Source organism: Polaromonas sp. C04 (assembly GCF_002002705.1).
Lineage (GTDB): Bacteria > Pseudomonadota > Gammaproteobacteria > Burkholderiales > Burkholderiaceae_C > Rhodoferax_A.
The window spans coordinates 63,963-90,729 of record NZ_MUNS01000042.1 but is presented as its reverse complement, the minus strand read 5'-3'; the positions used below and the strand labels follow the sequence as shown (position 1 = coordinate 90,729).

Here is a 26,767-nt window from a genome sequence, read left to right as displayed (position 1 = left end):
TGCAGCACTTTTTACCTCAAATACCATGAAGAACGAGAAGAACGTCACAGCCACCATCGGCCACTTTATCGACGGCCGGCACGTCCCTGATACCGGTCGGACCCAGCCGGTGTTCGATCCCGCCACCGGCCTGTCGCACAAGAGCGTGGCGCTGGCCAGCAAGGCTACGGTGGAGCAGGCCATCGCCTCGGCACAGGCGGCCTTCCCGGCCTGGCGCAACACGCCGCCGCTCAAGCGCGCACGCGTCATGAGCCGCCTCAAGATACTGCTGGAAGAAAACGCCGATCAGATCGCCGCGCTCATCACTGCCGAGCACGGCAAGGTGCTGTCCGACGCGCATGGCGAAGTGCAGCGCGGCATCGAGAATGTGGAATACGCCAGTTATGCGCCCGAGTTGCTCAAAGGCGAGCACAGTCGCAACGTGGGTCCTTCCATCGACACGTGGAGCGAGTTCCAGGCGCTGGGCGTGTGCGCGGGCATCACGCCCTTCAACTTCCCCGCGATGGTGCCGCTGTGGATGTGGCCCATGGCCGTGGCCTGCGGCAATACCTTTGTACTCAAGCCCTCGGAGCGCGACCCGTCGTCGGTGCTGCGGATCGCCGAGCTGGCACTGCAGGCGGGCCTGCCCCCCGGCGTGCTCAACGTGGTGAATGGCGACAAGGAGGCGGTGGACACGCTGTTGACCGACCCACGCGTCAAGGCCGTGAGCTTCGTTGGTTCCACCCCCATCGCCGCATCCATCTATGCCACCGGCTGCGCCCACGGCAAGCGCGTGCAGGCCCTGGGCGGTGCCAAGAACCACGCCATCGTCATGTCCGACGCTGACATCGACAATGCCGTCAGTGCGCTGATGGGCGCGGCGTTCGGTTCGTGCGGCGAGCGTTGCATGGCGATTCCGCTGGTACTGGCCGTAGGCGACGTGGCCGCCGACGCCGTGATCGCCGGCCTGAAGGCCGAGATGGCGCAAATGAGGGTTGGTCCGGGCACCAACAACGCCAACCATATGGGCCCGCTGGTCACGCAGCAGCACTTTGAGAAGGTGAAGGGCTATGTGGATCAGGGCGTGGCTGAAGGTGCCACGCTGGTAGTCGATGGCCGTGGCCTGCAAGTCGCCGGCCATGAGAAGGGTTACTTTCTTGGCGCCTGCCTGTTCGACAACGTGAAGCCCGGCATGCGCATTTACCAGGAAGAAATTTTTGGCCCGGTGCTCGGCGTGGTGCGCGTGAAAACGCTGCAGGAAGCCATGGACCTGATCGATGCTCACGAGTACGGCAACGGCACCTGCATCTTCACACGCGATGGTGAGGCGGCACGCTACTTCAGCGATCACATCGAAGTCGGCATGGTCGGCATCAACGTGCCGTTGCCGGTGCCGGTGGCCTACCACTCATTCGGTGGCTGGAAGCGCAGCCTGTTCGGTGACCTGGGCGCTTACGGTCCCGACGCCATGCGTTTCTATACCAAGCGCAAGACCATCACGCAGCGCTGGCCCTCGGCAGGCGTGCGTGAAGGAGCGGTGTTCAATTTTCCATCCCATCGGTAAATCACACCATGCAGGTACTGCGTCACGCCCTGCGTGACGCAGTCTGCTTCTGTGGCCTGAGCGCCGGGGGTTTCCCGCGACCTTTGGTGGGCCGATCCAAGGCGCGCCCCTGAGGTTCGTCCAGCGGGGGCGTGATTAAAACGGTCCGCAGCACCATGTCGACAATGAGGGATTCGGCCGCCTGAAAATCCTGGGCTTCTAGCCCTGGTTTTTCCAATACCAGGCTGATCTGGCTGGCCCAGTCAGCGTACACCTGTGTCGACGCCCACAACAAGATCATCAGATGCCTGCCGTCCAAAGGGCGGCACAGGCCGTGCTCGGCCCACTTGTTGAAGATGGCGACGTCGGCCTGGAGTGCAGGGACCACGCGCTCGGCAATCTCCGCTAAAAAAATGGGTGCGCCCGAGATCACTTCATTTGCGTACACACGCGAATCGTCCGGGTGCTCTCGGGAAAACCGCAATTTACCTGCGATGTACTCGCGCAGCGCCTGTTCCGGGTCGTCCGGGCGCTGGCTCAGGGCCTCCATGTATGACAGCCAGACATCCAGCACGCCATGCAGGACGCGCCGGTAAAGCTCTTCCTTGCTGGGGAAGTAGTACAGCAGGTTTTGTTTGGAGGCTCCCACTTCACGGGCAATGTGGTCCAGCGAAACTCCTCCGAAGCCGCGTTGGGCAAACAGGCGCTTTGCGGCGGCAAGTATGTCCTGCTCGAGCTGCTCACGGGCAGGACTGTATTTCACGGCTTTCGCCCCAGCCACTTTTTTCATGTCGGATTTCCAGTTGTTTTATTTGGTTCAGAGAGGGTTTTTACCAATTGGTAAAACTTGGATTTTTGCACTTAATCAGTCCCTCGATCACATGTGTCGCCAGCCAATTTTTCCGGACTCCCTGTTGATCAACCCGTTGCACCTGGAAAGCTGAATATGCAGATTGATTCTTCCACACCCGGCGTCCATCCGGCACGCTTGCCCCTCAATCAATACGATCACAATTTTTGTGATTCACATGCCTCACTGAATCTGGCGCAAGCCAAGATTGAGGCAGACCGGTGCTACTACTGCTTCGACGCGCCGTGCCAGACTGCCTGCCCGACAGGCATCGATGTCCCCGGTTTTATTCACAGAATCGCGGACGACAACATCCGTGGATCGGCTGATCTCATCCTGAGTGCCAACCCTCTGGGCGGCATGTGTGCACGCGTTTGCCCGACCGAAGTGTTGTGCGAGCAGGCGTGCGTGCGCAATACCAGCGAAGACAAACCTGTCGAGATTGGTCTGTTGCAACGCTACGCAACCGACAAATTTTTCGAGAAGCGGGGCGCACCCTTGTTCACACGCGCCGCGTCCACAGGCCGCAAGGTGGCCGTGGTGGGCGCTGGCCCCGCCGGGCTGGCCTGCGCGCACGGCCTTGCGCGCCTGGGGCACGACGTCGTGCTGATGGATGCCAACCCCAAATTGGGGGGACTCAATGAATACGGCCTGGCCACCTACAAAACCACCAACGGTTTTGCTCAAAAAGAAATCGACTGGCTGCTGTCCATCGGCGGTATTGAAGTGCGAAGCAACACCCGATTGGGGGCTGACGTTCAGCTGGATGCCTTGACGCGTGAGTTTGATGCCGTATTCCTGGGGCTGGGCCTGGCCGGGGTGAATGCCATCGGCATTGAAGAGCCCCAGGCGGCCGGCGTGCGTAACGCCGTCGAATTCATCGCCGAACTGCGCCAGGCACGTGCCTATTCCACCGTGCCCGTCGGCCGCAAAGTCGTTGTGGTGGGCGGTGGCATGACGGCCGTGGATGCGGCTGTGCAGTCCAAAAAACTGGGTGCGGAGAGCGTCACCATCGTCTATCGGCGCGGTGCCGCCGATATGTCGGCCTCGGGATACGAGCAGGACTGGGCGCAGAAAAACGGGGTTCATATTCGTCATTGGGCAACGCCCAAAGCGCTGCTGGCCGAGAGCGGGCGCATCACCGGCGTGCAATTTGGCTGCACGAGGGTGGCTGGCAGCAAATTGCTGGAGACGGGCGAGCACTTTACGCTGGAGGCCGACGTTGTCTTGAAAGCGATTGGGCAAAGCTTTGTTGCACAGCCGCTGGGCAGTACCCTGGAACTCAGACAAGGGCGGATTGTCACGGACGATGAAGGCCGCACGTCAAACACCAAGGTGTGGGCGGGTGGCGACTGCCGGCTGGGTGGACGCGACCTGACCGTTGAAGCGGTAGAGCACGGCAAAGTGGCGGCTCAGTCCATTCATGCAGCGCTCAGCGCCTGAACCGACGGCCTGCCCGCAGCACAACCCTAGAAGTCCCACGCATAGCGACCACGGAGCACCAACATGGCAAACCTGAACACCGAATTTTTAGGCATCAAGAGTCCCAACCCCTTCTGGCTGGCGTCTGCGCCCCCCACCGACAAGGAATACAACGTGGTGCGGGCGTTCGAGGCCGGTTGGGGCGGCGTGGTGTGGAAGACGGTGGGGCAGGATCCCCACGTCGTGAACGTTTATGGTCCGCGTTATTCGGCCCTTCTCAACGGAGACCGGCGCGTCATCGGTTTCAACAACATCGAGCTGATCTCCGACCGGCCGTTGCAAACCAACCTGGATGAGATCAGACGCGTGAAGCGCGCATGGCCAGACCGGGCCATGATCGTGTCGATCATGGTGCCGTGCGAAGAGGACGCATGGAGGCAAATTCTGCCCCGGGTGGAAGACACAGGCTGTGATGGTATCGAGCTGAACTTCGGTTGCCCGCACGGCATGAGCGAGCGCGGCATGGGCGCCTCGGTCGGCCAGGTGCCCGAATACATTGAAATGGTGGCGCGTTGGTGCAAGACTTACACCCGCCTGCCAGTGATCGTGAAGCTGACGCCCAATATCACCGACGTGCGTTACCCGGCGCGCGCCGCCAAGCAGGGCGGCGCGGACGCGGTGTCGCTGATCAACACCATCAACTCGATCATGGGGGTCGATCTGGACACCATGACCATGGTTCCGAGCGTGGGTAAACAGGGGTCGCATGGTGGTTACTGCGGCACGGCCGTGAAACCGATCGCCTTGAACATGGTGACCGAGATCGCACGCGATGCACAAACCGCCGGGCTCCCAATTTCGGGTATCGGTGGTATTTCCACCTGGCGCGATGCGGCGGAGTTCATTGCCATGGGCTGCGGAACCGTGCAGGTTTGCACGGCCGCCATGGTCTACGGATTCAGGATCATCGAAGACCTCTGCGATGGTTTGTCGAACTTCATGGATGAACGGGGTTACGCCAATGTGGGCGACATGGTGGGCAAAGCCGTGCCCAGCGTTACGGGCTGGAGCAGCCTCAACATGAATCACATTGAAAAGGCTGTGATCAACCAGGATTCCTGCATCCAGTGTGGCCGCTGCCATGTGGTGTGCGAAGACACGTCCCATCAGGCGATTACCGCCACCAAGGACGGTAAACGCCATTTCGAGATCAAGGAAGAAGAATGCGTTGGATGCAATTTGTGCGTGTCGATTTGCCCTGTGCCCAACACCATCACCATGCGCACCCTGAAGCCGGGTGAGATCGATCTGCGTTCCGGCAAGCTGGTTCCAGGCGAGTACGCCAATTGGACCATGCACCCCAACAATCCGATGAGTTCGGCTTGCGCCTGATCCAACAAGTAGGTGGCAAAAAACAGAGGAAGAACAACAGTCAGAGGGGAAAACGTCAGTTCACTACGAAGCGAACGTTTCATTCAATTGATGGAGAGACACATTGTGAGTAATAACATGTCAAGTAATACACAGCTCTGGAACGAAGATTTAGCACCGACCACCGCGGCCCAACGCACCTGGCGCTGGTATCACTTTGCCTCGCTATGGGTCGGGATGGTGATGTGCATTCCCGCCTACACGCTGGCGGCCAGCCTGATCGATAGCGGCATGTCGGGCACTCAAGCCGTCTGGACCGTCTTCCTCGCGAATGCCATTGTCCTGCTGCCGATGCTCCTGATCGGCCACGCCGGCACGAAGTTCGGCATCCCTTACGCAGTTCTGGCCCGCTCTTCGTTCGGCACCACGGGCGCCCGATTGCCCGCCCTGATGCGCGCGATTGTGGCCTGTGGCTGGTACGGTATCCAGACGTGGTTTGGCGGCGAGATGATCTATACCTTGCTCGGCGTGCTGCTCGGCCATCCAATAGGCGGTGACAAGATCGCAGGGCTCGGCATCAATGGCGGCCAGGTAGTGTGCTTTCTCGCGTTCTGGGCCATCCAGTTCTGGTACATCGTGCACGGGATGGATTCGATCCGCAAACTCGAAACCTACACCGCGCCGCTGAAAATCCTGATCTGTTTTGTCCTGCTGGGCTGGATCTACAACAAGGTCGGCGGCTTTGGCCCGTTGCTCGATCAGCCATCGCAATTTGTCGAAGGCGGCAAAAAGGCGGGCCAGTTCTGGGTTGTGTTCTGGCCCTCGCTGACCGCCATGGTAGGTTTCTGGGCCACACTCGCGCTCAACATCCCCGACTTCACGCGCTTCGCCAAGACGCAGCGCGACCAGGTGCTGGGCCAGTCGATCGGTCTTCCGGTGCCGATGGGATTGTTGGCGATGCTGGCCGTGATCGTGACCTCGGGCACTGTGGTTCTGTACGGCAAGGCCATCTGGGACCCTGTGGACCTGGCCAGCCGCATGACCGGTGCCGCCGTCCTGATCGCGCTGATCATCTTGCTGATCGATACCGTCAGCGTGAACCTGGCGGCGAACCTGGTGGGGCCGGCCTACGATTTCTCCTCGCTCGCGCCCAAACAGATTTCGTACAAAGTGGGTGGCTACATCACGGCTTCGATCGCGCTCGTGATGATGCCGTGGAAGGTGCTCGAATCGACCCAAGGCTATATCTTCACGTGGCTGATCGGTTACTCCGCGCTGCTTGGACCGATCGCCGGCATCCTGATCGTCGACTACTACCTGATCCGCAAAACCGAACTCGATGTCGATCAGTTGTACCGCGACGACGGCAAGTATTCCTACGGAAACGGCTGGAACAATGCTGCGATCGCCGCTTTCGTTGTCGGCGTCCTGCCCAACATCCCCGGGTTTCTGAATGCCGCCTTCCCCGCCGCCTTTCCCGACGTGGGGGCTGGCTTCAAGACAATCTACACCTACGCGTGGTTCGTCGGGATCGCCCTTTCCGCCCTCGTGTATGGCGTGATGATGAAAGGCAAAGTGCAGCCCGTCATCAGTGTGCCAGTGCAGCGTTAGGCGGGCGGATCAATCTCATCCAGGAGAAGTCAATGACAACCATTATTCGCGGCGGTACCGTCGTCAATGCAGACCGCGCGTTTCGTGCTGATGTTCTTTGCCATGGCGACAAGATCGTCGCCGTCGGCGAGAACCTCGACGCGCCGGCCCATGCGCAAGTGATCGACGCCGGCGGTCAATACGTGATGCCCGGCGGAATCGACCCGCACACGCACATGCAATTGCCCTTCATGGGAAGCGTCACGGCCGATGATTTCTTTACCGGCACGGCGGCGGGTCTGGCCGGCGGCACGACCACGATCATGGATTTCGTCATTCCGAACCCGCAGCAATCGCTGCTCGAGGCGTATCACACCTGGCGCGGCTGGGCACAAAAGTCGGCCGGCGACTACACCTTCCATGTGGCCGTGACCTGGTGGGACGAGACCGTACATGCCGACATGGGAACGCTGGTGCGCGAGTACGGTGTCAATAGTTTCAAGCACTTCATGGCGTACAAGAACGCCATCATGGCCAATGATGAAGTCCTGATCAAAAGCTTTGCGCGCGCGCTTGAACTGGGGGCCATACCGACCGTCCACGCGGAAAACGGCGAACTCGTGTTCCAGCTCCAGCAAGAACTCCTTCAAAAAGGCATCACAGGCCCGGCGGCCCATCCATTGTCGCGCCCGCCCGCCGTAGAAGCCGAAGCCGCCAATCGCGCGATTGCCATCGCCAACGTCATGAACACGCCGGTCTACATCGTCCACGTTTCCTGTGCCGAGTCGCTCGAAGCCATCACGCGTGCGCGTGCCAAGGGCCAGCGCGTGTACGGCGAAGCACTGGCCGGCCACCTGGTGATTGACGACAGCGTCTACCAGAGCAGCGACCTCGAATTTGCAGCTGCCCATGTGATGAGCCCGCCGTTTCGCAGCAAGCACCACCAGACTGCGTTGTGGCAGGGCCTGCAAGGCGGCAATCTGCACACAACGGCCACCGACCACTGCACGTTCTGCGCCGAGCAAAAAGCCACCGGGCGCGACGACTTCACGAAGATCCCGAACGGCTGCGGCGGTGTCGAAGACCGCATGGCTGTAGTGTGGGATGCCGGTGTCAACACGGGGAGGCTGACGCCCTCGGAATTCGTTCGTGTGACGTCGGCCAACGCCGCGCAAATCTTCAATATGTACCCGCGCAAGGGGGTAGTCGCCGTCGGCGCCGACGCGGATCTGGTCGTTTGGGACCCCGAAGGGACACGCACTATCTCGGCCAAAACGCAGTTCGCCAAAGGCGGCTTCAACGTCTTCGAGGGACGCACCGTGCGTGGCATTCCGAGCCATACGTTCGCGGCCGGCAAGCTCGTGTTCCGGCGCGGCGAGTTGCGGGCGGTGGAGGGCGCCGGCCGCCATGTTGATCGCCCCGCGTTCAGCCCATTCATTGGTGTCGCCAATCAGCGCGCCTGATCATCATCTTCAAAGGAGTATTCAATGAGCTTGCAAACTGCCCGGAATGTGGACGCGCTGCGCGTCGACGGGGATCGCCTTTGGAAGTCACTGATGGAGCTGGCGAAAATTGGCGCCACCCCCAAAGGAGGCGTGTGCCGCCTGACCCTCACCGATCTCGACAAGCAGGGCCGTGACCTGGTCATCCGCTGGGCCAGGGAAGCGGGCATGACGGTCACCATCGACAAGATCGGCAACGGTTTCATGCGCCGCGCGGGGCGCGACAACAGCCTGCCACCCATCGTGACCGGCAGCCACATCGACACCCAGCCGACCGGTGGCAAGTTCGACGGCAACTACGGTGTGCTGGCCGGCCTTGAAGTGGTGCGCACCCTGAACGATAGCGGCATCGAGACCGAAGCCCCGATTGAAGTGGCCTTCTGGACCAACGAAGAAGGCTCGCGCTTTGTGCCGGTCATGATGGGTTCGGGCGTATTCGCCAAAGCCTTCACGCTGGAACACGCGTACGCCGCGCGTGACACCGAGGGCAAGTCGGTGAAGGACGAACTGGCGCGCATTGGCTACATCGGTGAACAGGAGCCAGGCGATCATCCCATTGGCGCGTACTTCGAAACCCATATCGAGCAGGGCCCGGTGCTGGAAGACAACGACAAGACCATCGGCGTGGTGCAGGGCGTGCTGGGTATCCGCTGGTTTGACTGCACCGTTACCGGCATGGAAGCGCACGCCGGCCCCACCCCCATGGCGCTGCGAAAAGATGCCATGCAGGTGGCCACCCATCTGATGCAGGAAGTGGTAGCGGCCGCTCTGCGCCATGCACCGCATGGCCGCGGGACTGTGGGCATGGTGCATGTGCACCCCAACAGCCGCAACGTGATTCCGGGGCGCGTGAAGTTCTCCATCGATCTGCGCAACAGCACCGACGCGTTGGTGGACCAAATGGCCGAGGAGGTCAAGGCTTACGCGGCCAAACTCGGCAAGGACAGGGGGCTGGATATCCAGATTGAACTGGTGTCCAGCTACCCGGCGCAAGGCTTCCATGCCGACTGCATCGACGCCGTGGCACGCGCCGCCCAAAAACTGGGCTACTCCAACATGCCCGCGGTCTCAGGCGCCGGTCACGACGCGGTCTACATGGCCAAGCTGGCGCCCAGCGGAATGATCTTCATTCCCTGCAAAGACGGCATCAGCCACAACGAGATCGAAGACGCCAAGCCCGAGCACATCACCGCGGGCTGCAATGTGCTGCTGCATGCGATGCTGGAGCGGGCGGGCACGTAAAGGGACGGCTGCATCCGTGATACTCGGGGTTGAACGCTGGCGCAAGCCCGGGTGAGCTGCCGTGCACATGTGCTAGCGCAGAAACAGCCACACCGTCAGCACGATGCCGACCAGCACCACGAGCCCGCGCATCAGTTTCTCCGGCAGGCGGTGCACCAGCCAGTTGCCGACAAAGGCACCGCCGATGCCGCCGATGGCCAGCGCCAGCGCGGCGAGCCAGTCCACCTGGCTGGAGAAGACGAACAGGACGACCGCCGAGGCGTTCATCGCCATGGCCAGGATGTTCTTGGTGGCGGTGGCCATGCGCACCTGCTGGCCGGCGAGTGTCAGGGCCGCCAGCATCAGAAAGCCGATGCCGCCGCCGAAGTAGCCGCCGTAAACGCCGATCAGGAATTGCGCCGCGGCCAGCAGCCCCAAGGGAATGGCATGCCCTGCATCGGGAGATTTCTTGCGAAAGCTCCCCCAGGCGAAGACGGCGGTCGCGAACAGCACCAGCCAGGGCACCAGACGCGCAAAAAAAGTGGCCGGGGTTTCCAGCAGCAGCACGGCGCCGACGATGCCGCCCGCCACACTGAGGCCGAACAGCTTGCCCAGGCTCATTCCTTCCACGCCGCCGGCCAGTCTGCGCCCCGCAAGCGATGACGTGATCTGGTTCGGGAACAGGGCGACGGTGGACGTGATGTTGGCCGCCAGTGGGTTGAGCCCGGCCAGCAACAGGGCGGGAAAGGTGATGAAGGAGCCGCCGCCCGCCAGGGTGTTCTGCGTGCCCGCGTAAAGCCCGGCCAGGGCGATCAGCAACAGCAGGGAAAGATCGTGATGTGCAAGCATGGTGGGTCTGACGGGGGGATGAATGAAGTGGGCAGCGCGGACTGCGCAATGGATATCGGCGCGGCCAGGGGCGCAGCCGCCCCGTCAGGCCACCGCCACCAGGCGGTCCAGCGTCGGCGCGTCGTCCAGCAGGCTCTGGCTGCTGGACGCATGCACGATGCGCCCGCGGTCGAGCACGATGGCGCGCGGGGTCAGCGACAGGGCCAGCCGCGCATGCTGTTCGACCACGATGACGGACAGGCCTTCATCGGCGATCAGGCGGCGCAGCACGTGCATCAGCTCCTGCACGATGATCGGCGCCAGGCCCTCCATCGGCTCGTCGAGCAACAGCAGGCGCGGGTTGGTGACCAGCGCCCGCGCAATCGCCAGCATCTGCTGTTCGCCGCCCGAGAGCTGGTTGCCCATGTTGGCGCGGCGTTCCTGCAGGCGCGGAAAGACCTCGTACAGGCGCGCCAGGTTCCAGGGGCCGGGGCGCGCCACCACGGTGAGGTGTTCCTCCACTGTCAACGACGGAAACATGAAGCGCTCCTGCGGCACCCAGCCCAGGCCGGCATGCGCGCGCCGGTAGGTGGGCACGCGCGCAATGTCGTTGCCGCACCAGCGGATGGTGCCGCCATGCACCTGCGTCAGGCCCATCAGCGTGACCAGCAGCGTGGATTTGCCGACGCCGTTGCGCCCCAGCAGCGCCAGGCTCTCGCCCTCCTGCAGTGCGAACGAAACGCCGTCCAGCACCACGGACTCGCCGTAGCCGGCGCTCACATGGTCGAAGGCGAGCAGCTCAGACATGTTCGGCCTCGCCCAGATAGACTTCCTTGACGCGCGGGTCGGCGGCGATCTCGGCCGGCGTGCCTTCGGTCAGCACCTTGCCGCCCACCAGCACGGTGATGCGTTCGGCAAAGCGGAACACCAGCCCCATGTCGTGCTCGATGAACACGATGGTGACGTCGCGCGGCAATTGCGCGATGACTTCGAACAGCTCGGCACTCTCCCCGGAGGGAATGCCGGCGGCCGGCTCGTCGAGCAGCAAAATTCGGGGCCGGGTCGCCAGCGCCAGGGCGATTTCCACGAGCCGCTGCTTGCCATAGGGCAGGCTGTGGGTGACGGTGCCGGCATCGGGACTCAGCCTGAGCGAGTCGAGCAGCGCCATCGCCTCGTCGATCGCGGCGTGCTGCTGCGCCACGGTCTGGTACCAGCGGTAGTGCAGGCTGCGGCGTTCGCAAATTGCCAGCGCGACCGACTCGAGCACCGTCAGTCCGGCGAACAGGGTATTGATCTGGAAGGTGCGGGTCATGCCGCGTTTGACGCGCTGGTGCTGCGCCAGCGCCGTGATGTTCTCATCCCCGAGGAAGACCTGGCCACTGGTGGGCGCCAGCACGCCGGTCAGCAGGTTGATGAAGGTGGTCTTGCCGGCGCCATTCGGCCCGATCAGCGCATGGCGCGCGCCCGGTGCAAAGGTCAGCGAGACATCGCTGTTCGCCTTGAAGGCGCCCCACTGCTTGGACAGACCCTGGGTGCGCAGCTCGAACGGTGCGCTGCTCATGGTGTGCGCCTCGTGGCTGGTGCAGGCCGGCTCAGGCGCTGCCGGATCTTGTCCAGGCCGCCCAGGATGCCGCCACGCGCGAACAGCACGATCACCACCAGCAGCAGGCCGAGCCAGAACTGCCAGTAGACGGGATTGAGATCGGAAATGTAGCTTTGCGCCAGCATGAATACGGCGGCGCCCACCAGCGCGCCATACAGCCGCCCGGCGCCGCCGAGCACCAGCATGATCAGCAAATCGGCCGAGCGCGAAAAGCCTAGCGTGTCGAGGCCGACGAACTGCGTGGTCTGGGCCAGCAGCGCGCCCGCCACGCCGGCCACCGCCGCGCCCAGCGTGAAGACCACGGTCAGTCGCTGTGGCACGTTGGCACCGATGGCGGGCATGCGCTTGCCGCCTTCGCGGATGCCGGTCAGACTCAGGCCGAACGGCGAATTCACCAGCCGGCGCAGCACGACGAACAGCACGAACAGCACGATCAGGCTGTACCAGTAGGCGGTCTTGCCGTACAGGTCGAACTCGAACACGCCGAGCACCTTGCCCGCCACGATGCCCGACAACCCGTCCACGCCGCCGGTGAGAAAAGTTGCCTTGTTCGCCGCTTCGAACAGTACCAGGCTGATGCCCAGCGTCACCATCAGGCGCGTGAGGTCCTGCCCGCGCACCACCAGAAAGCTGGTCAGATAACCGAACAGCGCCGCCAGCGCGGCGCCGGCCAGCAGCCCCAGCAGCGGCTCGGTCCAGCCGTGCGCCGCGAGCAGGCCGGCGGTGTAGGCGCCGAGCCCGAAAAAGGCCGCGTGGCCCAGCGACACGATGCCGGCGTAGCCGAGGATCAGATCCAGCGAGACGGCAAACAGGCCGATGATGAGGGTCTGGCTCATCAGCGACAGATAGCCGGGGAACAAAAAATAAGCGGCCACCGGGATCAGCCAGAACACGATCTCCAGCGGCTGCCAGCGATCATTGGGCAGCGGCGGGCGCGGCGGATGGAGCCAGCGCGGCATCATGAGCGCTTGCCGATCAGGCCGGCCGGAAACAGCACCAGCAGCAGCACCATCAGGCCATAGATGATGAAGGAGCCGATGGCGGGCACATAGTATTTGCCCGCCACATCGCAGACGCCCAGGATCAATGCCGCAATCAGCGGCCCCTTGATGGTGCTGGCGCCGCCGACCACGACCACCAGCAGAAAATACACCATGTACTTGATCGGAAAGGTGGGATCGAGCCCGAGCACGTCCAGACCCAGCCCCCCACCCAGCCCGGCCAGGCCCGAGCCGAGCGCGAACGTGAGACTGAAGACCCGGCTTACGTTGATGCCCAGCCCGGCCGAGGCCTGCTGGTTGTCGACCGAGGCCCGGATTTGCGCGCCAAAGCGGGTGCGCTCCACCAGCGCGCGCAGCGCCAGCGTGATGAGCACGACGATGCCGATCAGGAACAGGCGGTACACGCCCACATCCACCCCCAGCAGCGAGACCTGGCCGAGCAGGTAGCCGGGCAACTGCATCGGCTGCTGCGACGAGCCCCAGACATAGGTGGCGGCCGCGACCGTCATGAAGGTCAGACCGATGGAGAACAGCACCTGGTCGAGCGGGCTGGCCTGGTACAACCGGCGGTACAGCAAACGCTCCAGCACCAGCCCGGCGAGTGCGCTGGCGATGAAGGCCAGCGGCAGCGTCAACAGGAACGGCAGGCCGAGGCTGTTCATGGCCATCACGCACACGTAACCGCCCAGCATCGCGAAGGCGCCGTGCGCGAGGTTGACGAAGTTCATCAGCCCCATCGTGATGGACAGCCCGACGCTGATCAGGAACAGCAGGCTGCCGTAGGCCACGCCATCAAACAGGACACCAATGAAATGACTCAGCATGGAGGATTGCGCTTGCCCGGAGTAGGCGTTTGATGTTGAAACAGATTGTACGTATGATTAAAAGCTTGCTGGCCCTGCGCCAGCCATCCCATTCCCAAGGAGACCTTGAATGAGTTTGACGAAGCACCTGGTGGCAGCCGCGATGATGGCAGGTCTGATGACCTCGGTACAGGCGGCAGAGCCGCTGAAGATCGGATTGATCCTGCCGATGTCGGGGCCCTTCGCGGCGTATGGCAAGCAGATCGAGCACGGCGCCAAGCTCTACCTGCAACAGCACAACAACACACTGGGCGGGCGGCCGGTCGAGGTGGTTCTCAAAAATGACGATCCGGGCACCTCGGGCGAGATCGACAAGCGCCTGGCACAGGACCTGGTGATCCGCGACAAGGTGGACATCCTGGCCGGCTTTGCGCTGACGCCGTCGGGGCTCGCCGTGGCACCGATCGCAACCGAGGCGAAAAAGCCGATGGTCATCATGAATGCGGCCACCTCGATCATCACGACCAAGTCCGACAACATCGTGCGCGTGTCGATGACGCTGCCGCAGACCACGGCACCGATCGCAACCTGGGCCGCGAAGAACGGCATCAAGAAGGTCTATATGCTGGTGGCCGACTACGGCCCCGGCTACGACGCCGAGGCCCAGTTCAAGAAGACCTTCACGGCCGCAGGCGGCGAGATCATCGGCGATGTGCGCACCCCGGTGAAGAGCCCCGACCTGGCCCCGTACCTGCAGAAAATCAAGGACGCCAAGCCCGACGCCGTGTTCCTGTTCCTGCCGCCGGGCGAGCAGACCATCGCCTTCATGAAGGGCTTTGCCGAGCGCGGACTGGGCCAGGCCGGCATCAAGATCATCGCGACCGGCGACCTGACCGACGAGGACCTGCTCAATGCCATGGGCGACAACGCGCTGGGCATCATTACCTCCTTCCACTATGCCGAGGCGCACAAGTCGCCCGAGAACAAGGCCTATGTGTCGGCCTACTACAAGGCGTATCCGAAGGACCGGCCCAACTTCATGTCGGTGGGCGGCTATGACGGCATGTACCTGATCGACGCGGCGCTGAAGAAAACCGGCGGCAATGCCGACGCCGCCAAGTTCATCGACGCCGCCAAGGGCCTGAAGTGGGTCAGCCCGCGCGGCCCGGTCATGATCGACCCCGCCACGCGCGATATTGTGCAGACCCTGTACATCCGCAAGGTCGAAAAGGTGGACGGCAAGCTGCAGAACGTGGAGTTTGACAAGATCCCCGACTTCAAGGATCCGGGCAAGCCGTAACAGCGGCTATTAGCGGTTATTGCCAGCCCGCCTGCTTGCGCAGGATGAAGCCGTGCTCGGTGGGGTCGGGCACGTTCTTCCACACCCCCCGAATTTCCCGGCCGCACGAGCCCTCCACGATCTGGCCCGTCCAGGTGGCCGTGATGGTGTTTCCGTCAATCGATTCCTCAAGGGTGAAGACCCCGTTGTCCACATCGCCCGCCACCAGGGCTCGGGCGCCGTCGCGGGTGATCGTGCCGCCCAGGCTCTCGCTGAGTTCGGGGTTTCGCACCAGCGTCAACGTGGCCTGCCGGGGCGGGCTGCCAGGGCCTGCATCCACCTGCGCCTGCCACGAACCGAACAGGCGTGCATTGCTGACGTCGGCCGCTGCCGGGCACGTGACGGTGGCCGGTGCGTCGGCATTGTTTTGGGCTGTAGCGCCCGTCGCTATTGCGCAGGATGCTATAAAAAGCAGAGTAATTCGGGTGTGCATCATGATCCGGCCTGCGCGGCGGCCGCGGCCGAATCCAGCGCTTTTTTGGCGAACTCGGCGCGCAGCGCCCGGAGCTTCTCGCGCGGGTCTTCGCGCGTGGTGGTTTTGTCGAGCGCCATCTCGGCGATGAAGCGGCTGGGCTGCGCGGCGATCATCTCGCGGCCCTTCTTGCGGCGCCGGGTCCAGCTCACGGCCAGGCTGCGCTGCGCGCGTGTGATGCCCACGTACATCAGGCGCCGCTCTTCCTGCAGCCGCTCGAGCAGGCCCTCGGACATCGGACCGTCGGCGCGGCCGGTCGGGTTTGCGTCGTCGCCGAGCTTGAACGGCAGCAGGCCCTCGGTCACGCCGACCAGCATCACATGCGGCCACTCCAGGCCCTTGGCCGCGTGCAGGGTGGACAGCGTGACCACGTTCTGGTCGGTCTCGCGCTCGCTGATGGTGGAGAGCAGCGAGATGGTCTGCGCCACCTCGAGCAGGTTCTTGATGTCGCTGGCCGTGCCGGCGCCGCTCGCGTCGTCGATCTGCCCGCCGCAGCGCGCTGCCATCCAGTCGCAGAACTCCAGCACATTGGTCCAGCGCGCGGCCGCGAGTTTTTCGCTCTCCTCGCCGTCGTACAGGTGTTTTTCGTAATCGATGACTTTGAGCCACTCCAACAGAAAGGCGCGCGCGTCTTCAAAGCCGTTGGTACGGCGCGCGCGAAATTCAAGATCGTTCACATAGCGGCCGAATTCGTGCAGGCTGCCGACCGCGCGGCTTGAGAGCGCTGCACCCAGGCTGTTGGAAAACAGCGCCTCGAACAGGCTCAACTTGTACTGACCGGCGAAGGTGCCCAGGCTCGCCAGCGTGGTGTGGCCGATGCCGCGCTTGGGGCTGGTCACGGCGCGCAAAAACGCCGGGTCGTCATCGTTGTTGACCCACAGCCGGAACCAGGCGCACAGGTCCTTGATCTCGGCGCGGTCGAAAAAGCTCTGGCCGCCCGACACCTTGTACGGGATCTGCGCGCGGCGCAGCGCCTGCTCGAACACCCGGGCCTGGTGGTTCGCGCGGTACAGCACGGCGAAGTCGCGCAGCTCCTTGTGTGGCGAGTTCTCACGCAGGCTCTGGATGCGCGCCACCGTGCGCTCGGCCTCGTGCGCCTCGTTGTCGGCATCCACCACGCGCACCGGCTCGCCTTCGCCCAGGTCGCTCCACAGGTTTTTCGGGAACAGCTTGGGGTTCGGCCCGATCACGTTGTTGGCCGCGCGCAGGATGGCACCGGTGGAGCGGTAGTTCTGCTCGAGCTTGATGACCTTGAGCGTGGGGAAGTCGAGCGGGAGCTTTTTCAGGTTGTCCAGCGTTGCGCCGCGCCAGCCGTAGATGCTCTGGTCGTCGTCGCCAACGGCGGTGAAGCGCCCGCGCTCGCCTACCAGGTGCTTCAGCACCTCGTACTGCGTGGCGTTCGTGTCCTGGTACTCGTCCACCAGCACATGGCCCAGCAGCCCTTGCCACCTGGCCCTCACCTGCTCATGATTTTGGAGCAGCTTGAGCGGCAGGCCGATCAGGTCGTCGAAGTCCACGCTCTGGTAGGCGATCAGCCGCTCCTCGTAGCGCGCCATGATGCGTGCCGTGATGCGCTCATTGTCATCTTTGGCCTGGGCTTGCGCCTGCGCGGCATTCAGCCCCATGTTTTTCCACAGGCTGATGGCCCATTGCCACTGGCGCGCCGTGGCGGCATCGGTGCTGCCTCCGCAGTCCTTCAGGATGCTGGTCACGTCGTCGCTGTCGAGGATGCTGAACTGCGGTTTGAGGCCCAGCGCCGCGCCGTCCTGACGCAGCATGCGCACGCCCAGGGCATGGAAAGTGCAGACGACGACCTCTTTCGCAGCCCGGCCGATCAGCCCCTTCACGCGCTCGCGCATCTCGGTCGCGGCCTTGTTGGTGAAGGTGATGGCGGCAATCCGTTGGGGTTCCAGTCCGGCCTGGATCAGGCGGCCGATCTTGTGCGTGATCACGCGCGTCTTGCCGGAGCCCGCGCCGGCCAGCACCAGGCAGGGGCCGTGCAGGTAGTTGACGGCTTCTTGCTGGGCCAGGTTCAGGCCGGTGGACGGGGGGGCTGACATGCGGGGAGACTTCGGAACGGGACACAGGGCGAGCGGGCAATGATAACGGCCGGATCCGCGCAGATCGTTCCGTCGGATGTGGTAGTGCCGGCGGCGACAACTGCAGGGACAATACGCACCGTGCTTGACATCCTGCTGGTCACATTCCCGTTTTTCGCGCTGGTGCTGGCCGGCTACATCGCCGCACGCCGGCGCATGCTGCCGCTCGACGCCATTCCCGGGCTCAACAGCTTTGTGCTGTATTTCGCGCTGCCCTGCCTGCTGTACCGCTTTGGCTCGACCACGCCGCTGGCGCAGCTGCTCGACGCCAGCCTGTTCCTCACCTACCTGCTGTGCGCGCTCATCCTGGTGGGTTTCGTGGTGGCCGCCAGCATGAACCGGCGCATCGGCTGGAACGATGCGGCCTTCGGCGCGCTGGTGGCGGTGTTTCCCAATACCGGTTTCATGGGCGTGCCGCTGCTGGTGGCTTTGCTCGGGGCCGCCGCGGCTGGCCCCGTCATCGTCACGCTGGTGGTGGACCTGGTGATCACCTCATCGCTGTGCATCGCCCTGTCGCGGCTCGATGGGGCTGACGAACATGGCGTTGCCAGAGCCACCAAAAACGCGCTCATGGGCATGCTGGCCAACCCCATGCCGTGGGCCATCCTGCTCGGGGCGCTGGCCTCGGCCATCCAGCTCGTGCTGCCCAAGCCGGTGATGCAGACCATCGGCCTGCTGGCGGACGCCGCCTCGCCGGTGGCGCTGTTCACCATTGGCGCGGTGCTGGCGCGTTCGCAGATGCTCGCCGCCGCCCATGAGCATGCGCCGATTCCCCTGCGCGACTATGTGCCGGTGGCTTTCGCCAAGCTCATCCTGCACCCGCTGCTGGTGCTGCTGGTGGGCGCCGCGGCGATCGCCCTGGGGGCGCCGCTGGCCCCGTTTGCCTTGAAGGTCATGGTGCTGGTGGCGGCCCTGCCGAGTGCCAGCAACGTGGCCATGCTGGCCGAGCGCTTCGGCGCCGACAATGGCCGCATCGCACGCATCATCCTGGTGTCCACGGCGGCGGCGTTTTTTACCTTCTCGGGGGCGGTCGCGCTGCTGCACTGAGCCGGGCGACGCGGCTGATGCCCTCGGCCTCCTCCTGAAGCTTGTCATTCCCGCGCGGCCTGCCCCCGACTCCGATCGGGGGGGGGGCGGGAATCCATACGCCGCGAGTCCCAACCCTCTAAATCGCCAGCGGATCCACATCCACCGCCCAGCGGATCAGGCCTTTGCCCCCGGGCTGCTGCCGCGTCGCCTGCAGCACTGCGTGCCAGGCCGACAGGAAGCGCTGCAGCGCGGCGCGCGAGGGGCTCTCGATCAGCATTTGCGCGCGCTCCACATTGGCGATGCGCTGGATCGTCATCGGCACCGCCGGAAACAAGGTGACCTGCGCATAGCCTTCCAACGGCGGCTCCATCGCGCTGGCTGCGGCGCTGGCCGCATTCAAAAAACCCTGCGCCACCTCCTGCGTACGCGCCTCGGCCCGCACCAGCGCCGCGTAGCTGAAGGGCGGCAGACCGGCCTGCTCGCGCTCGCGCAGTTGCCCGGCCGCGAAGGCCGCATAGTCGTGGCGGCGCAGCGCGGCGAACATCGGGTGCTGCGGGTGCAGGGTCTGAATCCACATCTCGCTGGCCGCGCTCTGCGCCGCGTCGCGGCCGGCCCGGCCCGCCGCCTGCATCAGCAGGCTGAACAGCCGCTCGGGCGCGCGAAAGTCGGCGGAGAACAGCGCGCCATCCGGATTCACCGCGGCCACCAGCGTGATGCGCCGGAAGTCGTGGCCCTTGGCAATCATCTGCGTGCCGACCAGCACATCGACCTCGCCCGCATGCACCTGCGCAAGCTGGTATTCGAGCGCTCCCTTGTGCCGGGTAGTGTCGGCGTCGATGCGCGCAATGCACAGGGCCGTACCGTCGGGCCGCCGCACCCCGGTCAGCAGCTCGGCCAGATGTTCTTCGAGCCGCTCGGTGCCGCGCCCCAGCGGCGCAATGTCCACGTTGCCGCAGCTCGGGCAGGCGCGCGGCACACGTTCGGTAAAGCCGCAGTGGTGGCAGCGCAGCGTGCGGTCGATCTTGTGGAACACGCGGTAGGCGCTGCAGTGCGGGCATTCGCTCTTCCAGTCGCAGCTGCTGCAGGCCAGCACCGGGGCGTAGCCGCGCCGGTTCAAAAACACCATGGCCTGCTCGCCGCGCGCCACGCGCTCGGCGATCGCGCTCAAGAGCTGCGGCGAGAACACGGTGTTCTTGGGCTGCAGGTTCATGTCCACCAGGCGCACCCGGGGCAGGGTGCCGCCGGCGCCGATGCGCGAGGGCATCTCCAGCCGCTGGTAGCGCCCGCCCTCGGCCGCGGGGCGCGAATGGTGCCAGCTCTCCAGCGAGGGCGTGGCCGAGCCCAGCAGCACCTTGGCGCCCTCGAGCCGGCCGCGGTACACGGCCAGGTCGCGCGCCGAGTAGCGCGCGCCTTCCTGCTGCTTGTAGCTCGGGTCGTGCTCTTCGTCGACCACGATCAGGCGCAGCCGCGGCAGCGACGCCAGCACCGCCATGCGCGTGCCCAGCACGATGCGCGCCACGCCGCCGTGCGCGGCCAGCCAGCTCTTGAGGCGCTGCGGGTTCGTCATGCCGCTGTGCAGCGAGACCACGGCGGCCTCGCCATAGCGGCCGGCAAAGCGCGCGCGAAAAAGCGCCTCCAGTTGCGGCGTGAGGTTGATCTCGGGCACCATGACCAGCGCCTGCGCCGTGGCATCACGCTCCAGCAGCGCCTGCACGCAGCGCAGGTAGACCTCGGTCTTGCCGCTGCCGGTGGCGCCGAACAGCAGGAACGGCCCGGTTTCGGCATCAAATCGGGCAATGGCCCTTGTCTGTTCTTCGCTGAGCGCTATTAAATCAGGAGTATTGGTGATGTTGTCCGTTGCGCCGCTGGCCGGCCGCTTGAGCCGGCGCGCGAGCTGGGCCGCGCTCAGGTCGCGCAACTGCGGCGGCAGGGCGGCCAGCGCCACCTCGCCGAGCGAGCGCTGGTAGTAGCTGGCGGCAAAGTGCACCAGTTGCCGCCAGGCCTGTGTCAAGGGCGCAACACCCTCCAGCACGGCGGTAATCGCGCGGATTTCGCTCTCGGGCCGGTCCAGGCTGGCCGCGTCCAGGGTGTCCCAGACCACGCCCAAAACCTCGCGGGTGCCGAACGGCACGCGCACCAGGCTCCCCGCCGCGAGTGGAAGCTCACTCTGGTAGGTCAGCGGCCCCGCCACCGCGCTGTGTGCCGGGGTTTGGACCAGGACAGAGAGCCAATGGATCACATGAAACCTCTGGTTGTCATCGTTAGTTGATGTGAACTTGCGAAACAACGCTTAAGTTGTTGATTTGAAAACACTTTCAACGTCATCCCTAATTTCTGTGGATAACTTTGTTGATAGGTTGGCTCAACAGCCTGCGAGGCCTTGAAAATAAAGGCTTCGGCTGGATTGCCCTTAAAAATGGCATTCATTCAAATCCATACAAATCAATGACTTACGATCGCTATTGGTTTTGTAGCATCATTATTGGGGATGTCCCTTATTTTTTGCGCCGCACCAAATTTTTTGTGCATAAGTCGGGCTCCCATAGCCAGGTTTTGTGCTAAACAAAAAGCCAAAACAGGGGTTCAGCGCGGCGTGGGGCCGGCTTTGCACGACCTCGCGCGGCCTGCGGGGCCGCGTTGCGCGCCTTTTACCGCCGCATCTGGCGCGAACAGGCGTGCACTGCGTCCACCAGCACCGCCACGCTCTCGGGCGGCGTGTGCTGGCTGATGCCATGCCCCAGGTTGAAGATGTGCGTCGGGCCGACGACGGGCAGGCTGGTCGCCGGGTCGATGCGGTGCTCCGTGTGCGGCGCGCCAAAACTTTCCAGCACCTTCGCGACCTCGGCCCGGATCTGCGCCGGCGGCGCAAACAGCACGTTCGGGTCCAGGTTGCCCTGCAGGGCCTTGCCGGGGCCGCCCACGGCGCCCCCCACCTGCTGGCGCGCGCGCGCCAGGCTGGCGGTCCAGTCCAGGCCCAGCACTTCGCAATCGAGCCCGCCCATCTCGTCCAGCCACGGCGCGCCGCCCTTGGTGAACACGATGCGCGGAATGCGCTGGCCCTCGTGCTCGCGTTTGAGCTGCCCGAGTACCCGCGCCGTGTACGCCAGGCTGAATGGCTGGAACGCGCCGTCCGCCAGCACGCCGCCCCAGCTGTCGAAAATCATCACGGCCTGCGCGCCGGCCTCGATCTGCGCGTTCAGGTAGGCGGCCACCGCGTCGGCATTCACGGCGAGCATCCGGTGCATCAGGTCGGGGCGGGCATACAGCATCGTCTTGACGAGGCGGTAGTCGTTCGATCCCGCGCCCTCCACCATGTAGCAGGCCAGCGTCCAGGGGCTGCCCGAAAAGCCGATCAGCGGCACCCGGCCATTCAGGGCCTTGCGGATAGCGGTCACGGCGTCGAACACGTAGCGCAGCTTGTCGAGGTCGGGCACTTCGAGCCGGGCCACGGCGGCCTCGTCGCGCACTGGGTGCGCGAACTTCGGGCCTTCGCCCAGCGCGAACGACAGGCCCAGCCCCATCGCATCGGGCACGGTCAGGATGTCGGAAAACAGGATCGCGGCATCCAGCGGATAGCGCTCCAGTGGCTGCAGCGTGACCTCGGTCGCGTAGTCCACATTGGTGGCCAGCCCCATGAAGCTGCCGGCCAGATCGCGCGTGGCGCGGTATTCTGGCAGGTAGCGGCCGGCCTGGCGCATCAGCCAGACGGGGGTATGGTCGGTCGCCTGGCGCAGGCAGGCGCGGATGAAAGTGTCGTTTTGGAGCGGAGCAAACATGGGGGGATTGTCTCAGGTGCGCGGGTGTGGCCCCGCCGATTACCGGCCCTACCCGCTCGCGTGCTCCACCTTGAGGCACCGGTTCTGCACCACCAGCAGGCCGGCGGCCGCGGCCTTGGCGAGGGCATCGTCGTTCTCGATGCCGAGCTGCAGCCACAGCGCCTTGGCGCCGATGGCGATGGCCTCGTCGGCAATCGGTGGAATCTCTTCGCTGTGGCGGAACACGTTGACCAGCTCGATCTGCTCATGGCGCGCGGCCTCGGTGAGGCTGGCATAGGCCCTCTCGCCCAGCACCTCGCGCGCGTTCGGATTCACGGGCACGATGCGCCAGCCGTGCGCCTGCATGTAGCGCGCCACCTCATGGCTGGCGCGGTGTGGCTTGGGCGACAGGCCGACCACGGCGACGGTGCGGCAGCTGGCGAGGATCTCCTGAATGGATTCGGATTCGGTCATGGCGGCCAGTTTAGTGCCTGCGGCCCCGTTTCGCCGGCGTCAAGCGGCACGAAAGCGCAGGGTCACGACAAAGTGCCGGTCCACGCCCCAGCCAAAGCGCATGTCGCCCTGGTGCGCGCGCATGACTTCCTCGACGATGGACAAGCCCAGGCTGGCGCCCAGGCGGCTGCCGTCGCGTGCTGAAAACGGCTTGCGAATGCGCTCCCAGTCGGCCTCGGGAATGCCGGGACCATCGTCTTCGATCGCCAGTTCCCAATGGCTGGCGCTGCGCCGGATGGTCATGTGCAGCACGGTCTTCGCGCCGTATTTGAGCGCGTTGTCGAGCACGTTTTTCAGCGCCTCGCGCAGGCTGACCGGGTCGCCCAGGATCAGGCACGGGTGTTCCGGCACGTGCAGCGCGATGTCGAGGTGGCGCTGCGCGTGGTGCGAGAGCATGTCGGTCATTTGCTGACGCGCCAGGCTCGCCAGATCGATTGGCTCCAGCGCGGCCGAGTCGGCCCGGTGCTGCACCATCGCGTGGTTGATGAGCTGGTTCACCAGCTCGCCCAGGTGGTGCGTCAGCTCCTGCAGCCGCGCCTGGTGCAGTGCCCGGCCCGCATCATCGTGTTGCATGGACAGCAGCTCCATTTGCGACAGCAGCGCCGCCACGGGTGTGCGCAACTGATGCGCCGCATCCCCGATGACGCGGCGCATGAGTGCGCGGTGCACGCCCAGGCGGCGCATGAATTCGTTGATGGAAGCCACCAGCACATGAATCTCGGCCGGTACTTCCTGCGTCAGCGGCGACAGGTCGTTCAGGTCGCGGCGCTGGATGGCGGCACCGATCTCCTTGAGTGGCGCCAGCGCCTGATACAGCGTGAACAGCGCCGCGATCACCGTCAGCAGACCCATCACGGCAATCACCAGCGAGGCGTTGCTGCCCAGATTCCTGGCAAACGAGGTGCGCGCGTTGTTGGTCTGGGCCAGGATGACCACCGCCCAGGGATTGGGCCCCGCCACCGGCATGTGCCGGCCGACGAAGGCAATGCTGACCGGCAGGTCGAGGTACGTGCCCTGAACCACCACGGGCCCCTGGACCAGCTTCTGCCACGGGATGGCCGGCCGGAACTCCGGGTCGCCCGCGACCACGCGGCCCTCGGGGCCGAGCACGACGTAGAACACCTGGTCGTTGGCGGTCAGCATGGAAAAGGCCGACAGCGGCGCATCGACGTTGACCGTGCCGTTCTGGTACCAGGTGTTCTCGGCAATCTGCAGCGCGCTGCCCGTGAGGATGCGGTCGTAGGCGTCATTCGCCGCCAGCCGGGTCGAGAGCACGATGGCGATCAGCAGCACCAGCCCGCTGACTGCCAGCACCAGGCCGACGCGCAGCGCCAGCCGGGTGTAGAGCGAGCGCCCCAGCAGGGTCACGGCAGCACGACCTGGTAGCCCAGCCCGCGCAGGGTGCGGATCTCGAAATGCGCGCCCGAGAGCTTCTTGCGCAGGCGCGCGATGTACTGCTCCACCGTGTTGGCGTTCGGGTTGTCGTCCAGCGTGAACAGCTTGTCGAGCAGTTCGTCCTTGCCGTAAATGCGCCCGGGCCGCGAGATGATGATCTCCAGCAGCGTGACCTCGCGACGCGTGAGTTCCAGCGGCACATCATCGATGCGTACCGTGCGGCTCTTGCGGTCCAGCGTCAGGTTGGCGCAGCTGAGCAGGTTGGTCGAGTCGCCGCCGACGCGGCGCAGCAGCACGCGGATGCGCGCTTCGAGCTCGCGAAAGTCGAACGGCTTGATCAGGTAGTCGTCGGCGCCCAGGTCCAGCGCCTTCACGCGCTCCTCGATTTCGGCGCAGGCCGTGAGCATCAGCACCTGGGTGCGCAGTGGCACATTGCGCACGCGCTGCAGCAGCGCGTAGCCATCGAGTCCGGGCAGCATGACGTCCAGGACGATGAGGTCGTAATGGTCCGCCACCACCATCGCGGCGGCCTTGGTGCCGTCGGCCTCCCAGTCCACCGTGTGGCCCAGGCGCACCAGGTGCGCGCTGATGGCATGCGCCACGTCTACCGAGTCTTCGACCAGCAGCACGCGCATGGGGGAGGCCTTTGGGGGTTCAGGTTCATTACAGGTTCGCAGACTAGCATTGCCACGCAGACACAAGAGCAAAATTTTAGGAGACAAGCATGAGTCACGACGATCGCGCCGGCCCGGGCGCAGGGGCCGCCTTGAGCGCGCCCGCGCCGCTGCTGGAAATTGACAACGTCACCTTGCAGTACAAAACCAGCGAGCACCTGGTGACGGCAACCAAACAAGTCAGCTTCAAGGTCTATCCCTCGGACCGTTACATTCTGCTCGGCCCCTCGGGCTGCGGCAAGTCCACGCTGCTCAAGGCCATCGGCGGCTACATGGCGCCCGTGCATGGGTCCATCCGCCTCAAGGGCCAGACCGTCACGCAGCCGGGCCCGGACCGCATGATGGTGTTCCAGGAGTTCGACCAGCTGCTGCCCTGGAAGACGGTGCGCCAGAACGTCGAGTTCGCGCTGCACGCCAGCGGGCGCCTGAAGGGCAAGGAAGCCGCCGAGCGCGCCGCCTACTACATTGAAAAAGTCGGGCTGGCCGGATTCATCGACAGCTACCCGCACCAGCTCTCCGGCGGCATGAAGCAGCGCGTCTCGATCGCGCGTGGCATGGCCATGGAGCCCGATGTGCTGCTGATGGACGAGCCCTTTGCCGCGCTCGACGCGCTGACGCGCCGCAAGATGCAGGACGAGCTCTTGCGCTTGTGGGACGACACGCGTTTCACCGTGCTGTTCGTCACGCACTCCATCGAAGAAGCGATCCGCATCGGCAACCGCATCCTGCTGCTGTCGCCGCATCCGGGTCAGGTCAAGGCCGAGCTCAACAGCGTGCCCGCCGGCGAGATGGGCACGGCGAGCCAGGCCCAACTGGAAACCCGTATCAACGACATGCTGTTCGCGCACTGAGGCTTGACATGACCACATCTACCACTGCGACAACTGCCATCGAGCCCTTCGTTCGTCCCGAGTTCGTGCTTGACACCCAGCGTCCTGAGACGACGGAAGTTTTGCGCCCCCTGACGGTGTTCGAATCGCTGTACCGCCTGGGCTGGCTGCGCAAGGCCGTGATCCTGGCCGTGCTCGCCGTCATCTGGGAGATCTACGGCCGCTGGCTCAACAACCCGCTGCTGTTTCCGAGCTTTTCTGAAACCGTGCACGCCTTCGGCGCGGGCATTTACAGTGGCGTGTTGCTGGAGCGCGCCGCCGTGTCGCTGCAGACCTTGCTGATCGGCTACGGCCTGGGCATTGCGCTGGCTGCGTTGCTGACCACGGTGGCGATCAGTTCGCGCATCGGCACCGACCTGCTGGAGACCCTGACCTCGATGTTCAACCCGCTGCCGGCCATTGCGCTGCTGCCGCTGGCGCTGATCTGGTTCGGCCTGGGCACGGGCAGCATCATCTTCGTGCTGGTGCACTCGGTGCTGTGGGCCGTGGCGCTGAACACGCACGGCGGCTTTCGCTCAGTGTCCAGCACCTTGCGCATGGTCGGCCAGAACTATGGCCTCAAGGGTTTCTCGCTGGTCGGCTCCATCCTGATCCCCGCGGCCTTCCCGAGCATCCTGACGGGGTTGAAGGTGGGCTGGGCCTTTGCCTGGCGCACGCTGATCGCGGCCGAGCTGGTGTTCGGCGTGTCTTCGGGCAAAGGCGGCCTGGGCTGGTACATCTTCGAAAACCGCAATCAACTGGAGACCGCCAACGTTTTCGCGGGCCTGTTCTTCGTCATCATCATTGGCCTGGTGGTCGAGAATTTTGTTTTTGCCACGATTGAAAAACGCACCATTCACCGCTGGGGCATGCAGCACTGAGCGCCGCGCCACCCACCACCTTTTCGAC

Annotated in this window: 24 protein-coding genes; 10 read left to right on the top strand and 14 right to left on the bottom strand. The window is 64.4% G+C overall.

Features of this window, described 5'->3' with window-relative positions:
* The first annotated feature begins 25 nt into the window (after nt 1-25).
* Entirely contained in the window at nt 26-1,543 is a 1,518-nt protein-coding gene (locus B0E49_RS19365; protein ID WP_077564348.1) for a CoA-acylating methylmalonate-semialdehyde dehydrogenase, read from the top strand.
* A 22-nt stretch (nt 1,544-1,565) separates the two neighbouring features.
* Here B0E49_RS19365 and B0E49_RS19360 read toward each other — a convergent pair whose 3' ends face one another.
* Nucleotides 1,566-2,312 carry a TetR family transcriptional regulator C-terminal domain-containing protein gene (locus B0E49_RS19360; RefSeq protein ID WP_077564346.1) on the bottom strand — a complete coding sequence of 249 codons (747 nt, stop codon included), beginning with the start codon at nt 2,310-2,312 and terminating at the stop codon, nt 1,566-1,568.
* 156 nt (nt 2,313-2,468) lie between these two features.
* Between B0E49_RS19360 and B0E49_RS19355 the strand changes: the two genes are divergently transcribed.
* The 5 genes from B0E49_RS19355 (at nt 2,469) to B0E49_RS19335 (ending at nt 9,499) form a co-directional block, all read left to right on the top strand.
* Nucleotides 2,469-3,815, top strand: coding sequence for an NAD(P)-dependent oxidoreductase (locus tag B0E49_RS19355; protein ID WP_077564344.1), 1,347 nt, complete (start codon nt 2,469-2,471; stop codon nt 3,813-3,815).
* A gap of 63 nt (nt 3,816-3,878) precedes the next feature.
* Entirely contained in the window at nt 3,879-5,186 is a 1,308-nt protein-coding gene (gene preA / locus B0E49_RS19350) for an NAD-dependent dihydropyrimidine dehydrogenase subunit PreA (RefSeq protein WP_077564342.1), read from the top strand.
* 117 nt (nt 5,187-5,303) lie between these two features.
* Nucleotides 5,304-6,776: an NCS1 family nucleobase:cation symporter-1 gene (locus B0E49_RS19345; protein WP_077564340.1), complete on the top strand. Its 1,473-nt coding sequence runs from the start codon at nt 5,304-5,306 to the stop codon at nt 6,774-6,776.
* Between the two features lie 32 nt (nt 6,777-6,808).
* The gene (gene hydA, locus B0E49_RS19340; protein WP_077564338.1) at nt 6,809-8,218 is read left to right on the top strand and encodes a dihydropyrimidinase; all 1,410 of its coding nucleotides are present in this window, start codon (nt 6,809-6,811) and stop codon (nt 8,216-8,218) included.
* Between the two features lie 24 nt (nt 8,219-8,242).
* Entirely contained in the window at nt 8,243-9,499 is a 1,257-nt protein-coding gene (locus B0E49_RS19335) for a Zn-dependent hydrolase (RefSeq protein ID WP_077564336.1), read from the top strand.
* Nucleotides 9,500-9,571: 72 nt separating this feature from the next.
* On the opposite strand, the gene B0E49_RS19330 is transcribed toward B0E49_RS19335, so the two are convergent.
* From B0E49_RS19330 to B0E49_RS19310, 5 genes are all read right to left on the bottom strand, one after another.
* Nucleotides 9,572-10,327, bottom strand: coding sequence for a sulfite exporter TauE/SafE family protein (locus B0E49_RS19330; protein WP_077564334.1), 756 nt, complete (start codon nt 10,325-10,327; stop codon nt 9,572-9,574).
* Nucleotides 10,328-10,411: 84 nt separating this feature from the next.
* A complete protein-coding gene (locus tag B0E49_RS19325; RefSeq protein WP_077564332.1) occupies nt 10,412-11,113 on the bottom strand; it encodes an ABC transporter ATP-binding protein in 702 nt (233 codons plus the stop codon).
* On the bottom strand, nt 11,106-11,867 hold the full coding sequence (locus tag B0E49_RS19320; RefSeq protein ID WP_077564330.1) for an ABC transporter ATP-binding protein: 762 nt from the start codon (nt 11,865-11,867) through the stop codon (nt 11,106-11,108). The genes B0E49_RS19325 and B0E49_RS19320 overlap by 8 nt, the downstream gene beginning before the upstream one ends.
* Complete coding sequence (locus tag B0E49_RS19315) at nt 11,864-12,871, bottom strand: branched-chain amino acid ABC transporter permease (RefSeq protein WP_144264632.1); 1,008 nt, start codon at nt 12,869-12,871, stop codon at nt 11,864-11,866. The genes B0E49_RS19320 and B0E49_RS19315 overlap by 4 nt, the downstream gene beginning before the upstream one ends.
* On the bottom strand, nt 12,868-13,734 hold the full coding sequence (locus B0E49_RS19310; protein WP_077564328.1) for a branched-chain amino acid ABC transporter permease: 867 nt from the start codon (nt 13,732-13,734) through the stop codon (nt 12,868-12,870). The genes B0E49_RS19315 and B0E49_RS19310 overlap by 4 nt, the downstream gene beginning before the upstream one ends.
* A gap of 109 nt (nt 13,735-13,843) precedes the next feature.
* On the opposite strand from B0E49_RS19310, the gene B0E49_RS19305 reads away from it, so the two are divergent.
* Entirely contained in the window at nt 13,844-15,013 is a 1,170-nt protein-coding gene (locus B0E49_RS19305; RefSeq protein ID WP_077564326.1) for an ABC transporter substrate-binding protein, read from the top strand.
* Between the two features lie 16 nt (nt 15,014-15,029).
* Here B0E49_RS19305 and B0E49_RS19300 read toward each other — a convergent pair whose 3' ends face one another.
* Both B0E49_RS19300 and B0E49_RS19295 read right to left on the bottom strand, forming a co-directional pair.
* Nucleotides 15,030-15,488, bottom strand: a complete 459-nt coding sequence (locus B0E49_RS19300; RefSeq protein ID WP_077564324.1) for a hypothetical protein — start codon at nt 15,486-15,488, stop codon at nt 15,030-15,032.
* Nucleotides 15,485-17,584, bottom strand: coding sequence for an ATP-dependent helicase (locus B0E49_RS19295; protein ID WP_077564322.1), 2,100 nt, complete (start codon nt 17,582-17,584; stop codon nt 15,485-15,487). The genes B0E49_RS19300 and B0E49_RS19295 overlap by 4 nt, the downstream gene beginning before the upstream one ends.
* A gap of 120 nt (nt 17,585-17,704) precedes the next feature.
* On the opposite strand from B0E49_RS19295, the gene B0E49_RS19290 reads away from it, so the two are divergent.
* Entirely contained in the window at nt 17,705-18,670 is a 966-nt protein-coding gene (locus tag B0E49_RS19290) for an AEC family transporter (RefSeq protein WP_077564320.1), read from the top strand.
* Nucleotides 18,671-18,788: 118 nt separating this feature from the next.
* On the opposite strand, the gene priA is transcribed toward B0E49_RS19290, so the two are convergent.
* The 6 genes from priA to B0E49_RS19265 form a co-directional block, all read right to left on the bottom strand.
* Nucleotides 18,789-20,891 (bottom strand): replication restart helicase PriA, encoded by a 2,103-nt coding sequence (gene priA, locus B0E49_RS19285; protein ID WP_174571114.1) that lies wholly within the window; start codon nt 20,889-20,891, stop codon nt 18,789-18,791.
* Nucleotides 20,888-21,079 carry a hypothetical protein gene (locus B0E49_RS20380; protein ID WP_144264631.1) on the bottom strand — a complete coding sequence of 64 codons (192 nt, stop codon included), beginning with the start codon at nt 21,077-21,079 and terminating at the stop codon, nt 20,888-20,890. The genes priA and B0E49_RS20380 overlap by 4 nt, the downstream gene beginning before the upstream one ends.
* 221 nt (nt 21,080-21,300) lie before the next feature.
* A complete protein-coding gene (hemE, locus tag B0E49_RS19280) occupies nt 21,301-22,428 on the bottom strand; it encodes a uroporphyrinogen decarboxylase (RefSeq protein ID WP_077564318.1) in 1,128 nt (375 codons plus the stop codon).
* 48 nt (nt 22,429-22,476) lie between these two features.
* Nucleotides 22,477-22,881: a CoA-binding protein gene (locus tag B0E49_RS19275; protein ID WP_077564316.1), complete on the bottom strand. Its 405-nt coding sequence runs from the start codon at nt 22,879-22,881 to the stop codon at nt 22,477-22,479.
* A 39-nt stretch (nt 22,882-22,920) separates the two neighbouring features.
* Nucleotides 22,921-24,288: a sensor histidine kinase gene (locus tag B0E49_RS19270; protein ID WP_077564314.1), complete on the bottom strand. Its 1,368-nt coding sequence runs from the start codon at nt 24,286-24,288 to the stop codon at nt 22,921-22,923.
* Nucleotides 24,285-24,950, bottom strand: a complete 666-nt coding sequence (locus B0E49_RS19265) for a response regulator transcription factor (RefSeq protein ID WP_077564312.1) — start codon at nt 24,948-24,950, stop codon at nt 24,285-24,287. Before B0E49_RS19265 ends, B0E49_RS19270 begins: the two co-directional genes overlap by 4 nt.
* Before the next feature lie 89 nt (nt 24,951-25,039).
* On the opposite strand from B0E49_RS19265, the gene B0E49_RS19260 reads away from it, so the two are divergent.
* Both B0E49_RS19260 and B0E49_RS19255 read left to right on the top strand, forming a co-directional pair.
* Nucleotides 25,040-25,840, top strand: a complete 801-nt coding sequence (locus B0E49_RS19260; RefSeq protein ID WP_077564310.1) for an ABC transporter ATP-binding protein — start codon at nt 25,040-25,042, stop codon at nt 25,838-25,840.
* An 8-nt stretch (nt 25,841-25,848) separates the two neighbouring features.
* The gene (locus B0E49_RS19255; protein ID WP_077564308.1) at nt 25,849-26,739 is read left to right on the top strand and encodes an ABC transporter permease; all 891 of its coding nucleotides are present in this window, start codon (nt 25,849-25,851) and stop codon (nt 26,737-26,739) included.
* Nucleotides 26,740-26,767 lie beyond the last annotated feature (28 nt).